This window comes from Streptomyces sp. MBT53, assembly GCF_016654115.1.
GTDB lineage: Bacteria > Actinomycetota > Actinomycetes > Streptomycetales > Streptomycetaceae > Streptomyces.
The window spans coordinates 1-12,488 of sequence record NZ_JAEQAZ010000222.1; the positions used below are offsets into that span (position 1 = coordinate 1).

The following is a 12,488-nucleotide window of genomic DNA, read 5'->3' on the forward strand; positions in this document are numbered from 1 at the left end:
GTTGCGTCGGCGGGTGCGGGTGGCCGCTGTGGGGCGGGTTCGCCGTCGGCGGGTGCGGGTGCGTCGTCGCTTTCGCGCGGGCCCGCTGTGTCGGCTTCGCCGCCACTGCGTGCGGTGTGGGTGACGGTTGCGTCGGCGGGTGCGGGTCGCCCCTGTGGGGCGGGATCGCCGGCGGCGGCCGCGGGTGGTTCGTGGGTGGTGGGGGCGGGTGCGTCGTCGCTTGCGTGCGCGCTCTCCGTGTCGGCTTCGACGCCACTGCGTGCGCTGTGGGTGGCGGTCTCGTCGTCGGGTGCGGGTGGTCCCTGCGGGGCGGATCCGTCGTTGTCGGGTGCGGGTGGTGCCTGTGGGGCGGGTTCGCCGTCCGTGGGTGCGGGGGGTTCAAATGCAGGGGTGGGTCTGGTTGTCGGCGATTCAGACGACTCGTGGGGATGCGTGTCGAACAACGACAGGCCTGGGCCCCGGAGTTCGTCGAAGCGGGCCGCGTCCCGGCGTGAGGCGCGGGCTGTGCGGCGGGCCTGGCTGCGGGTTTGTTGGCCCGGGCCTCGGCCGCCGATTACTCGGGCGATGACGAACAGGATCAGGACCAGGGCCATCAGTACCGCCGCCGCTCCGAATCCTCGGGCGATCATCGCGGGTTCGGGGGAGCGGACGAAGCTGAAGACCGCGAGGGGGAGGGAGATCATCGGGCCGTGCAGGGGGTCGTAGTTCGTGGCGGCGGTGAAGCCTGCGGTGAGGAGGACCGGGGACGTCTCGCCTATGCCGCGTGCCGTGCCGAGGATGACCGCTGTGGCGAGTCCGGAGCGGGCCGTTGGCAGGACCACGTGCCAGACCGTGCGCCAGCGCGGTGCGCCCAGGGCCTCGGCCGCCTCGGTGAGTGTGCCGGGGACCAGGCGCAGGACCACGTCCGCCGCTCTGATCACGATCGGCAGCATCATCACGCTGATCGCGAAGCCGGCCGCAAGTCCTGATTTCTCCATGCCCAGTTGGAGGACCCAGACCGCGTAGACCATGAGGCCGGCCACGATGGACGGGAGTGCGGTCATCGCCTCGACGATGGTGCGGACGAAGCGGGAGAACCGGCCGGGGATCTGGTTGAGGTACACCGCGCAGGCCAGCCCCAGTGGGACGGTGATCAGCAGCGCGATGGTGATCATCAGCAGGGTGCCGATCATTGCGTGGGCTATGCCGCCTACGCCCAGCGGGTCCAGCGGGCCTGCCGCCTGCATGTCCTGGTGGAAGAAGTTGAGGTACGTCAGTGCCTCGCGGCCTCGCCAGAGGGTGAAGCCGACGACCATGGCGAGGGCGGAGAACAGCAGGCCTGCCGCTGTCCACAGCACCACCGTCATCACCCGGTCGCGTACCGCCTGGGCGTTCTCCTCCAGGCCGGTGAGTACGCCGTAGACGACGAGGGAGACCGCGTACCAGGTGACGGCGAAGCCCAACGCTCCGGAGAAGGGGGCGAGTTCGCCGAACAGGAGCACGCTCACGCAGAGGCCGGACACCGCGGCACCGGACAGTGCCAGTACCCCGGAGCGGGTGGGGCCGCCGATCCGCCGTGGTACGTCCGGGGGTTGGGGGGTCAGTACTTCCAACTCCGGTGCCATTACTGCTTCTTCTACGACCGTCATCTCATGCCTCGCTCTGCGCGCCGGACCGCGAGCGGGCCGCGATCGTGGAGGCGGTGAAGTTGACCGCCAGGGTGAGGAGGAACAGCGCCAGGCCGGCGGCCATCAGGGCCGACATGCCGAAGCTGGAGGCGTCGCCGTAGTGCAGGGCGATGAGGGAGGAGACCGAGTTGGAGCCGGTCTGCAGGATGTGCGGCTGGATCACGAAGACCGGCGAGATGATCATGTAGACGGCGATCGTCTCGCCCATCGCCCGGCCGAGCCCCAGCATCGTGCCGCCGATCATGCCGCCCTTGCCGTAGGGCAGGACGACCGCGCGGATCATGCCCCAGCGGGTGGCACCGAGCGCGTAGGCGCCCTCGCGTTCGCCGGCCGGTGCCTGGGCGAAGACCTCGCGCATCACCGAGCACTGGATGGGCGCCACCATCAGCGCGACGACGATCCCGGCGACGAACGCGGACGCGGTGTAGACGCTCGCGGAGGCGAGCGGGTCGCCCGGGTGGGTGCCGTCGACCTTGAACAGGGGGATCCAGCCGAACCAGTCGGACAGCCAGCGCGACAGGCCGATCACGTGCGCCTGGAGGAAGAAGAGGCCCCAGAGGCCGTAGACGACCGAGGGCACTGCCGCCATCAGGTCCACCAGGCTCACCAGGGTGCGGCGCAGGCCGCGTGGGGCCACGTCGGAGATGAACAGGGCCGTGCCGACGGCCAGGGGTACGGAGATCGTGACCGCGACCGCGGCGATCAGCAGGGTGCCGGTGAGGACCGCCGCGATGCCGAACCGGTGGACGTCCGGCTGCCATTGGGCCGTCGTGAGGAAGGACGGGCCGGTGGCGCGAAGTGCCTGGGTGGCCCGTAGGAGGAGGAACAGTCCTACGGCGGCCATGATGGCGAGGACGACGATCCCGGTGGCCGTCAACTGGTAGCGGAAGATGCGGTCGCCGAGCCCGCGGGCGGCCTGTGGCCGTCTGGGCGGCGGATCGAGCACGGGTCTGTGGGGCTCCGTTCGGTCGGAGCCCTTCTGCGCGGACAGCACGTGTCCCTCCACCTGAGGAAACGAAACGAAACGAACGAGGCGCTTCGCGACTTCCCGGTGGATGCCGCGCGAAGTGAGTCAATGGCCGGATTCTTTCGGCGCAGAGCTTCGTATGTGGAGGATTAGTGAACGGGTCATGTCACTTCGGTGGGGCTGTCGTGGAGGAGGCGCCAACGAGAGCACTCCTGGGGTTCGTCGGGCATCTTGCCTCCCTCGGGCAACCTGGCAGGCCGGAACACTGCCGGAGAGCGCACAAGCGCTTACCGCGCGGGCCGGGGCAGAGTGGGGGCCATGACCGAGGTCCACGCGGTGCACTGCCGTGCCCGCCCGCGCCGGGCCCTGTGGCTGTCCGTGGCGTTCTCTGCGGCGGGCGCGGGGGCCTCGGTGGGGTGGGCGGTGTTGCGCGGGCCGAGTGTGCTGTGGCTGGTGGGCGGTGGGTCGTTCGCGGTCGTTGGTTTCGTGTCGCTGTACCTGGTCACCGCCCGGGTGAGTGCCGACGCGCGCGGGCTGCGGTCCTGGACGCTGCTGCGTGGGTGGAGCGTGCCGTGGCCGGAGGTCGCCGAGCTGCGGATCCGGCTGAAGCGCGGGAGCGGTTCGCGGGGCGGGCAGGTCCGTCGCGTCGGTGTGCTGCTGCGGGACGGGCGCAGTCGGACGCTGCCCCTGCCGGTCGCGACCGGGCCGTATGAACTCGACCTGTTTCAGGAGCAGTTGGCCGCTCTTCGTGCGCTGCGGCAGCGTCATGGGGCGACCGGGGTGGCGGATGCGGCTGCCGTTCCCGTCGTCTCGGACCGTACCGCCGGGCGCGGGTGGGCGGGGGCCGCGGTTCTGTGGTGTGCGGTGCTGCTGGTGGGCGCGGGCGTGGCCGCCGCGTTCGTGTCGGACACCGCGGCCGACCAGCGGGCCTGGCGCGCGGCCGTCCCGTGCACCGCGTCGACCCCGGTCGCCCAGCGCCGGGAGTGTCTGACCTACACCTCGGCCGTCATCGCGCGGACCGACCCCAACCGGCCCAAGAAGTCCAGCTGGGTGTACTTCACGGAAGATCGGCCCTTCCGGCGTCTTGAGGTGCCGGTCGAGGCCGCCGACGGGTTTCACGCCGGTGACAAGGTCCAACTGACGTTCTGGCGTGGCGAGGTGAGGGTCGTCAGCGGGTCGCGGTACGTCTGGCACCGGCACGTTCCGAACGCCGGCACCCTGGCCGTCATGTCGGCCCTCGCCGGCCTGGCCGCGGGCTACCCCGGCGCGCTGACCGTGCAGCGGGTGCGCGGGCGCCGGCTGCCCGACGACGAAGTCCTGCCCTCTGCGGTGCCGTTCGGGTTCGTCCTTGCCGGTACGGCTCTGTGGCTGGTGCCGCTGTGTTACTTCCACCCGACGACGTTGCTCGCCTCACCCGCCGCGATCGGCTGGCTGGCGGCGGGCACGCTCGGCTCGGCTGTGTTGCTGGTCCGGGCCTGGCGCGAGACCCGGGTCCGTCCGGTCGGTGAGGTCGAACGGGGCGTAGAGCCGGGCGAGTTGGAGGGGGAGGTGTTCGTCTCCGCGCGGTTCCTGGAGCACACCGACTACAACCCGTACGGCTTCGGTACCCATATCGCCCTCGGCGACGGGCCGCCCGCGGTGACCCCGGGGCCGGGGCGGTTCGCGGCGCGCCGGATTCCGGTGGAGCGGTTCACCGTCAAGGGTGTGCGGCGGGTGCGGGGCGGGGACGGCGACACCGTCCCCGGTGACTGGCACATCGCCGAACTCGACGACGGGGGGCGCCCGGTGCGCCTCGCGGCGGCACCGGACGACCTGACCCGCGTCCTGCGCGAACTGACGGCGGTGCGGGAGGCGCAGTGGTAATAGCAGTGCTTCTCAGTCCTGCTTGGGGCCTGCCTGCTGGACCACCTCGAAGGTCCACAGCGTGGCGTCCGTCGCGGCGGGCCTGGGGCGCTCGGCCGGTGCGGAGCCGTCCTGGGGTGTGCCGCGGTGGGCGGCCTGGCCCATGCCGGACATCCACTTCTGGAAGTCCTCCTCGGCGCGCCAGCGGGTGTAGACGAGGTAGGTGTCGGTGCCCTCGACGGGGCGGAGCAGCTCGAACCACTCGAAGCCGTCCGAGCCGTCCACCGTCCCGGCGCGGTTCGCGAACCGCTTCTCCAGCGTCTCGCGCTGCTCTTCGGGGACGGTGAGTACGTTGATCTTGACGATGCTCATGGGCCCATTGTCCCAGCGCCGTCACCCGACCCGGTGAACTGGCGTGTCCTCCGGGGCGGTTGTGTGCCGAACGGCGTCACCGGCCGTCCTCTTTCGGGTGATCCGTGGACGGCATAACGGGCGTAACGTTTCCTCACTTCGGCCGCTGAGCTGCGTTTTTGCTGGTGGGGAGGGCATTTTGGCTTGCGTGTTCGAGCCGTGTCACGTTCCCGGCCCGATCTTGATCCGATCTACAGTCGTGCTCGCTCGTCCAAGATCACTTACGAACGAGGCGTGTGTGACCCACCGACTGCCCAGCGCAGCCCCCCTCTTGACGCCGTCGCGGACGGCCGTGCTCGAGGGCATCGCCGGTTTCGTCCCCCCGGACGCGGTGGCGAACGACGCCCTGCCCGCCGCGTGGGGAGTCGACGACGCCTGGGTGCGCAGACGCACCGGCATCGGCGAACGGCGGCGCGCGGCACCGGGGGTGACCACCGGCGACCTCGCGCTGGAGGCGGCCGGCCGGGCGCTCTCGGCCGCCGACCGGTCGCCGGTGGACGGTGGCCGGCCACTGGTCGACGCCGTCATCGTCGCCACCTCCACCCCCGACCGGCCGATGCCCGCCATGGCCCCCCGACTGGCCACCCGCCTCGGCCTCGGCGGAACCGCCGCCTGGGACGTGTCCGCCGCGTGCAGCGGATTCGTCTACGGCCTCGCCGCCGCCGTCGGCGCCCTGACCTCGGGGTGTGCCGACCGGGTCCTGCTGGTCGCGGCCGAGGTGTACTCGACGCTCCTCGATCCGCTGGACCGTTCCGCCGGGATCCTGTTCGGTGACGGCGCCGGGGCGGCCGTACTGCGGCGCGGCGCACCGGACGAACCGGGCGCGGTGCTGGCCCTCGACCTCGGCAGCGACGGCTCGGGGGAGGGGCTCATCCAGGTGCCCGGTGGCGGTGCGCTGGAACGGTCCCGCCCGGGTGAATTCGGCCCGGACGACCGCTACTTCCGCATGCGGGGACACGATGTCTTCCAGCATGCGGTGACCCGTATGACGCAGTCCGCCCACACCGTGCTCAAGCGCGCGGACTGGGCGGCCGAGGACATCGACCGGTTCTGCGCCCACCAGGCCAACGCCCGGATCCTGTCCGCCGTCGGCGCCCGCATCCCCGTGCCCGACGACCGGCATGTCACCAACATCGCCCTGGTCGGCAACACCGGCGCCGCCTCCATCCCGCTGGCCCTCGCCGATGCCGCCGGGCGCGGTGAACTCCACGTCGGGCAACGGGTGTTGCTCACCGCCTTCGGCGCCGGGCTCACCTGGGGCTCGGCGGCCCTGGTCTGGCCGGAGATGGCAGCTGTGGCCGGGATCGACGGCGCCGACCCGGCCGTGCCGATGCCGGTCGCCTGAGACCTCGCCCGTTCGCGGGCGGCCCCGCCGCCGGTGCTTGCTGTCCGCGTACCGCGAAACAGGTCAAGTGCCCTGATCGCGTTGCTCCGTTCACCCGTCGAAAGGAACGCCATGTCCCCCGTGCAGACCGCCGTGACCGCCGTACTCACCCAGAAGTTCGAGGTCAGCCCCGAGTACATCCGCCCGGACGCCACCCTGGAGAGCCTCGATCTGGACTCGCTCGCGCTGGCCGAACTCGCCCTGGCGCTCCAGGAGGAGCTGGGGGTCCCGGTCGCGGAGGAGGAGGCCGCCCGGCACAGCACCGTGGGTGAGCTGGTCGCCACGCTGAACGCCAAGCGGGCGTGATGAAAGCACCCTGCGCACCCGTCTCCGTCACCGGCCTGGGGCTCATCACCCCGGCCGGGGTCGGCCGCGCGGCCACCTGGGAGGGGGTCCTGTCCGGTCGTTCCACGGCGGCCACCGATCCCGAACTCAAGGGCTGCGCCGTCGACTTGTCCTGCCGTATCCCCCTCATGACCCCGGAACAGGCCCGGATCGGCGGCGGCAAGGCCTGGCGCATGGGCCGCTTCAGCCAGTTGGCGGTACTCGCCGCGCGGGAGGCGGTCGCCGACGCCGGGCTCGACCCCGCCGGGTGGGACGGCGCCCGGGTCGCCGTGGTCATCGGCTCCGGTCTTGCCGGGGCCGCCCATCTGGAGGACCAGACCCTCCGCCACCACCAGGGCGGCCCGGAACTGGTCTCGCCCGCCCTCGTGCCCATGCTGATCTCCAACATGGCCGCCGGAGAAGTGCTGTTGGACCTCCGGGCTCATGGTCCCTCCCTGGCGACCGAGACCGCCTGCGCCTCCGGGGCCAGCGCGCTGGCAACGGCCCGCGCTCTGCTGCTCGCCGGGCTGTGCGACATCGCGGTGGCGGGCGGCGCGGAGGCGGCCGTCACCCCGGTGATCACCTCCGGCTTCCAGCGGATGGGCGCGCTGTCGTCCCGGGTCGGTGAACCCGGCGCCGCCTCACGGCCGTTCGCGGCGGACCGGGACGGGTTCGTGATCGCCGAGGGCGCCGCCGTCCTCGTCCTGGAACGGGAGGCGGACGCCCGTGCCCGTGGACAGCGGCGCTACGCCCGGTTCGCGGGCGTGGGCCAGACCTCTGATGCGTTTCATCCGACGGCCCCCGCACCGGGGGGAGTTCATGCCGAGGCCGCGTTGCGCGCCGCGCTCGCGGAGGCGGGGCTCGGTCCCGGGGACGTCGACCACGTCAACGCGCACGGCACCTCGACCCCGCTCAACGACCTGACCGAGGCCGAGCTGATCGAGCGGGTGCTGCCGCACCGGCCAAGTGTCACCGCCGCCAAGGGAGTTCTCGGGCACGGGCTCGGCGCGTCCGGCGCGGTCGAGGCCGCGCTCACCGCCCTGACCGTGCACCGCTCCACCGTGCCGCCGATCGCCAACCTCACCCCGGACAACCTCCCCTACGACCTGGACTGTGTGACCGGCCTCCCCCGCCGCCAGCGCGTCCGGGCCGCCGTCAGCAACTCCTTCGGGTTCGGCGGGCACAACGTGGTGCTGCTCTTCACCGCCGAGCACTGAGGGTCGGGGGCTGGAGGGCTGAGGACTGACGGACCTGACACAGGAAGGATCAATGACCGTTCACAGCACGATCGTTCACGCCACCGTCCACATCCCCGAGGGCCGGCAGAGCGTGGCCGCGGTGGAGGACCGCTTCCGGGCGGGCAGCCCCGCCGTGCCGCTGGCGCGCGGGGTGCTCCAGCGCATGTACGGGCTGGCCGAGCGCACCGTGGCCGACGACCTGGAGCAACCCTCCGACCTGGCCGCCCACGCGGCCCGGCGCCTCCTCGACGACACCGGCACCGACCCGGCCGACATCGACCTGCTCCTCTACGCCGGCATCCTCGCCGACATGGAGGAGCCCGCCACCGCCCATGTCGTCGCCGACAAACTCGGCCTGGGCTGCCCGGTGTTCGACCTGAAGAACGCCTGCAACGGAGTCCTCAACGCGCTGGAGGTCGCCGACGCGCTCATCCGGGGCGGCCGGTACCGCCGGGTGCTGGTGACCACGGCCGAGGTCAGCACCCGCGAGAGCCGCTGGCAGCTCGACGACCCGGCCGACCTGGCGACCGCGCTGCCCAGCCTCAGCACCGGCGACATGGGCTCGGCGCTGCTGGTCGAGGCGAGTGAGCGGCCCGGCATCCTCGGCTCCCGGTTCTTCGCCAACTCCTGGGGCTGGCGGGCGGCCACCCTCCCCAACCCCTACGCGCAGCACCGCAGGCTCGGCCATCTCCGCATCGACTCCGTCCAGTTGGTGGGGTCGTTCGAGGGGTTGCCCGGCAAAGTGCGGGGTGCGATGAGGGAGTTGGGCGTCGAGGGCGACGACCTCGACCTCGTCTGTGTGCACCAGCCGTCGGTGCCGTTCACCAAGGTCGTGTGCGAGTGGGTGGGCGTGGACCCGGGGCGCATCCTGGCCACCTTTCCCACCCACGGCAACGTGGCCACCAACACCATCCCCCTCCAACTCGCCGCCGCCCTCGACGCCGGACGGCTTCGACGCGGCGACCTGGTCGGCATGTTCGGCTTCGCGAGCGGGGCCAGCGCGGGAGTGGTCGTCGCCCGCTGGTGAACAACGTCGACGCCCTGTCCCTCGGCTCCGTGTCTCCGTGTCTCCGTGTCTTCGTCGGAAGGTGAATACGAAGGTGAAAGCGCCTTGACCACGACCCGCGTCCCCCGCATCCCTCCCCTCCCGCCCGCCGAATGGCCCCCGGTCCTGCGGTCGTTGCTCGCCGACTCCCACCGGGACGGCCCCGGCCGGGAGAACCTGTTCGGCACCCTCGCCCACCACCCCGTCCTGGCTCACGCCTGGCTCTCCCTCGCCCGCGTCCTCACCCACGAGGGCACCCTCGGCCACCGTCGGCGCGAGCTGATCGTCCTGCGCGTCGCCCACCGCCTCGACGCGCCCTACGTCCACCGGCGGCACCGCACCCCGGCCGCGGACGCCGGGCTGACGGCCACCGAGATCGACGCGACGGCCGCCGACCTGGACACGCATGCCTGGGCGGGCGAGGACCGCGACCTTCTGGAGGCGGCCGATCTGTTGGCCGTCAACTCACCTGTTCCTGAAGGACTTTGGGGCCGCCTCGCCGGAGTCCTCGGTCCCGGGCAGCTCGTCGAGCTGCTGGTCCTGGCGGGCCAGACCGCCGCCATGTGCGCCACGCTCAACACCCTCCGCACCCCCTCCGACCGGCAGCCCACTCTCACCGTCCTCCTGGACCGCGAACGCTGTTGCAGCGCGGGGCAGTGCGTCGGCGCGGCGCCCGAGGTGTTCGAGCAGGGCGAGGACGACGGCCGGGTCGCCCTGCTCGTCCCGGACCCGGAGGCGCGGTACGCCGACGAGGTGCGGTTCGCCGCCGACCTGTGCCCCAGTGGCGCCATCACGCTGGTCGACGACGAGGAGCCGGCCCTCCCATGACGACCGTCACCGCCACCAACCTCCCCGCTCCTTACGGCAGTTGCCCCTTCTCTCCGCCGCCCGCCCACACCGCCGCCGCCCGCGAGGCCGCCGTCACCCGGGCCGTGCTGCCGGACGGCACCGCGTGCTGGCTGGTCACCGGCTACGACGAGGTCCGCGCCGTGCTGGCGGACGCCCGCTTCAGCGCCGACGCGCGCACACCGGGCTTTCCCTTCCTCTCCGCCGGGCAGCGTGAACTGGCCACCGCCAAGCCGAGTTTCATCCGCATGGACGACCCCGAGCACGCCCGGCTGCGCCGCATGGTCAGCAAGGACTTCCTGGTCAAGCGGATCGAGGAACTGCGCCCGGGCATCCAGGACATCGTCGACCGGGCCGTGGACCGCATGACCGAGGGCCGCACGTCCGCCGACCTGGTGGCGGATCTCGCGCTGCCGATCCCCTCGCTGGTCATCTGCCTGATGCTCGGGGTGCCGTACGAGGACCACGAGTTGTTCCAGTCGTTCAGCCGCACTCTCCTCGACAACCGCACCACTCGGCCGGAGGCGGAGCGTGCGCACGCCGAACTGATGGGCTATCTGGCGGAGTTGGCGGCCCGGAAGCGGAGTCGCCCCGCCGACGACATCCTCAGCCGGCTCGCCGCCCGCGAGGATCTGACCGACCAGGAGACGGCGTCACTCGGCTTTCTCCTGCTCGTCACCGGGCACGAGTCCACGGCCAACATGACGGCCATCAGTGTGCTCGCGCTGCTCCAACGCCCCGACCAGCTCGGCCTGTTGCGCGCCGACCCGGGTCTGGTCCGAGGTGCCGTGGAGGAACTGCTCCGCCATCTCACGATCATCCACCTGGGCCTCGGGCGTGCGGCGACGGAGACCGTGCGGGTGGGCGGGGTGACGATCCCGGCCGGGGACGGCGTGATCTGCATGCTGTCCACGGCCAACCGGGACCGGCAACTCTTCGGTGAGGCCGACGACTTGGACCTCACCCGGGACGCGCGCCGCCATGTCGCCTTCGGCTACGGCGTCCATCAGTGCCTGGGCCAGACCCTGGCCCGTGTCGAACTCCAGACCGTTCTCACGACCCTGTTCCGCCGCCTGCCGGGACTGCGGCTCGCCGTCCCGGCCGACCAACTCGCCTACAACCAGGACAACATCGTGTACGGGCTGCGCGCGCTCCCGGTGACCTGGGGCTGAGGGGTCAGAACACCCGCCCCAGATCCTGCCGCACGATCGTCCGCATGCTGTGTTCGGCGAGCGCGGCGATCGTCATGGACGGGTTGCAGGCGCCGGTGGAGCCGGGGATGCGGGCGCCGTCGAGGACGTAGAGGCCCTGGTGGCCGAGGACACGGCCGGTGAGGTCGACGGCGTCGCCCATCGGGACGCCGCCCAACGAGTGCCAGGTGGACGGGGCTTGGGCATTGGTGTCGATCATGATGCCGCCGCCCGCCGTGGCGATGTCCCGCATCTTGGCCGCGATCAGGGCCTGGAGTTCGGCGTCGGCGTCGGTGGGCCAGGTGAGGTGGGCGTCGTCGGTGTCGGCGTCGTAGGCCCAGGTGCCCGCGCCGTCGACGATGCCGAAGCCGACGACGGTGAGGGCCGTGACGCCCGGCTGCTGGACGGGGGATCCGGCGTGCACGACGGTGAGCGGGATGCTGCTGTTCGGGTCGCGGCCGCCGACGCAGGCGGGGCCGCCCTGCTGGGTGCCCGCGTCGCCGGTCGGGTTGATCCAGGCCCAGATGCGGTCGCCGTTGTTCCCCCACTTGGTGCCGATGGCGTCGGGCAGGTCCGGAATCAGGCCCTTGGCGCGGGACTTGACCAGGAGCCGGGTGGTGCCGGGCGAACCGGCGTTGAGAAACACGGCGTCCGCGGTGATCCGGATCTGCTCCTGGACCGCGCCGCCGGTGTCGATGCGGTCGACGGACAGCACCCACTTCTTGTTCGCGTCCATCGCGAGGTCGCGGACGACGTGCAGGGGCGCCACCTGCACCAGGCCGGTGGACTCCGCCTGCGCGAGATAGGTGACGTCGATGGAGTGCTTGCCGCCGTTGTCGACGCCGAACGCGATGTCGCTGGTGGTGTACGTCGGGTCGTACAGCCCCTCCAACTCGCCCCGGACATAGGCCCAGTCGATGGGCAGCGGCACCTTGAAGGGGGTCAGGCCCGCTCGCGGTGCGACGTCCTGGAAGAGGCGGGACGACTTGTAGGGGTCGGAGGCGAGGACGTCGTAGGGGACGGTGGAGATGCCCAGCATCCGCGAAACCGTGGGGTACGCCCAGAGGTTGAGGTCGTCGTAGAGGGCGGCGGCCTGCGGGATGGAGGTGGCGAAGTCCGCCTTCGTGGGCTGGAGGGTCATGCCGTGGTACATGATCGAGCCGCCGCCGACCGCCGCCCCGCACATCGCCGTCATGCCGTCTCCTACGACGGCTTCGAGCACGCCCGTGTACGGCGTCCAGGTCTTGTCGACGCCGCCGACGATGGCGTGGTCGGTGAGCCAGGCGGAGCGGTTGTCCATGTTCGCGAAGCGGCAGAACGTGGTGGAGTTCGGGCCGGTCCGCCAGCGCAGTCCGCGCTCCAGGACCAGGGTGGAGACCCCGGCCTGGGCCAGCCGTAACGCGGTGACACCGCCGCCGAAGCCGGTGCCGACGACGACGGCCCGTTCGCGAAGTTCCGTGACGGCGGCGGGGGTTGAGGCCGCGGCGGCCCTGGTCTGCCCGGCGCCTGCCAGGGCGACCGCGCCGAGTGCGGTGGCGCCGAGCAGACCGCGGCGGCTGAGGGCGGGGGTGGGG

At 71.9% G+C, this 12,488-nt stretch carries 11 protein-coding genes; 7 read left to right on the plus strand and 4 right to left on the minus strand.

Annotated features, from left to right (window positions below):
• Both pstA and pstC read right to left on the minus strand, forming a co-directional pair.
• On the minus strand, positions 1-1,604 hold a 1,604-nt coding region (gene pstA, locus JHN45_RS54240), incomplete at its 3' end, for a phosphate ABC transporter permease PstA (protein WP_201055039.1).
• Positions 1,605-1,629: 25 nt separating this feature from the next.
• On the minus strand, positions 1,630-2,613 hold the full coding sequence (gene pstC / locus JHN45_RS44360) for a phosphate ABC transporter permease subunit PstC (RefSeq protein ID WP_307783369.1): 984 nt from the start codon (positions 2,611-2,613) through the stop codon (positions 1,630-1,632).
• A 339-nt stretch (positions 2,614-2,952) separates the two neighbouring features.
• Between pstC and JHN45_RS44365 the strand changes: the two genes are divergently transcribed.
• On the plus strand, positions 2,953-4,497 hold the full coding sequence (locus tag JHN45_RS44365; RefSeq protein WP_201055040.1) for a PH domain-containing protein: 1,545 nt from the start codon (positions 2,953-2,955) through the stop codon (positions 4,495-4,497).
• Between the two features lie 12 nt (positions 4,498-4,509).
• Here the strand turns inward: JHN45_RS44365 and JHN45_RS44370 are convergent, their stop codons facing one another.
• Positions 4,510-4,848 carry an antibiotic biosynthesis monooxygenase gene (locus JHN45_RS44370; RefSeq protein WP_200716365.1) on the minus strand — a complete coding sequence of 113 codons (339 nt, stop codon included), beginning with the start codon at positions 4,846-4,848 and terminating at the stop codon, positions 4,510-4,512.
• Between the two features lie 277 nt (positions 4,849-5,125).
• Here JHN45_RS44370 and JHN45_RS44375 point away from each other — a divergent pair, with 277 nt between their 5' ends.
• The 6 genes from JHN45_RS44375 (at position 5,126) to JHN45_RS44400 (ending at position 10,896) form a co-directional block, all read left to right on the plus strand.
• Positions 5,126-6,232 carry a beta-ketoacyl-ACP synthase III gene (locus tag JHN45_RS44375; RefSeq protein WP_201055042.1) on the plus strand — a complete coding sequence of 369 codons (1,107 nt, stop codon included), beginning with the start codon at positions 5,126-5,128 and terminating at the stop codon, positions 6,230-6,232.
• 111 nt (positions 6,233-6,343) lie between these two features.
• Positions 6,344-6,577, plus strand: a complete 234-nt coding sequence (locus tag JHN45_RS44380; RefSeq protein ID WP_200716363.1) for an acyl carrier protein — start codon at positions 6,344-6,346, stop codon at positions 6,575-6,577.
• Entirely contained in the window at positions 6,577-7,812 is a 1,236-nt protein-coding gene (locus tag JHN45_RS44385) for a beta-ketoacyl-[acyl-carrier-protein] synthase family protein (RefSeq protein ID WP_201055053.1), read from the plus strand. Before JHN45_RS44380 ends, JHN45_RS44385 begins: the two co-directional genes overlap by 1 nt.
• A gap of 52 nt (positions 7,813-7,864) precedes the next feature.
• Positions 7,865-8,860, plus strand: coding sequence for a 3-oxoacyl-ACP synthase III family protein (locus JHN45_RS44390; protein WP_201055044.1), 996 nt, complete (start codon positions 7,865-7,867; stop codon positions 8,858-8,860).
• A gap of 84 nt (positions 8,861-8,944) precedes the next feature.
• Entirely contained in the window at positions 8,945-9,706 is a 762-nt protein-coding gene (locus JHN45_RS44395) for a ferredoxin (protein WP_201055046.1), read from the plus strand.
• Positions 9,703-10,896 carry a cytochrome P450 gene (locus JHN45_RS44400; RefSeq protein WP_201055049.1) on the plus strand — a complete coding sequence of 398 codons (1,194 nt, stop codon included), beginning with the start codon at positions 9,703-9,705 and terminating at the stop codon, positions 10,894-10,896. The genes JHN45_RS44395 and JHN45_RS44400 overlap by 4 nt, the downstream gene beginning before the upstream one ends.
• A gap of 4 nt (positions 10,897-10,900) precedes the next feature.
• On the opposite strand, the gene JHN45_RS44405 is transcribed toward JHN45_RS44400, so the two are convergent.
• Positions 10,901-12,488 (minus strand): GMC oxidoreductase (locus tag JHN45_RS44405; protein WP_201055051.1); only part of this gene is annotated, 1,588 nt, incomplete at its 5' end.

Coding starts and splice junctions, on each gene's coding strand:
- JHN45_RS44365 (WP_201055040.1), top strand. CDS start 2,953: ATGACCGAGGTCCACGCGGTGCACTGCCGTGCCCGCCCGCGCCGGGCC.
- JHN45_RS44370 (WP_200716365.1), bottom strand. CDS start 4,848: ATGAGCATCGTCAAGATCAACGTACTCACCGTCCCCGAAGAGCAGCGC.
- JHN45_RS44380 (WP_200716363.1), top strand. CDS start 6,344: ATGTCCCCCGTGCAGACCGCCGTGACCGCCGTACTCACCCAGAAGTTC.
- JHN45_RS44385 (WP_201055053.1), top strand. CDS start 6,577: ATGAAAGCACCCTGCGCACCCGTCTCCGTCACCGGCCTGGGGCTCATC.
- JHN45_RS44390 (WP_201055044.1), top strand. CDS start 7,865: ATGACCGTTCACAGCACGATCGTTCACGCCACCGTCCACATCCCCGAG.
- JHN45_RS44400 (WP_201055049.1), top strand. CDS start 9,703: ATGACGACCGTCACCGCCACCAACCTCCCCGCTCCTTACGGCAGTTGC.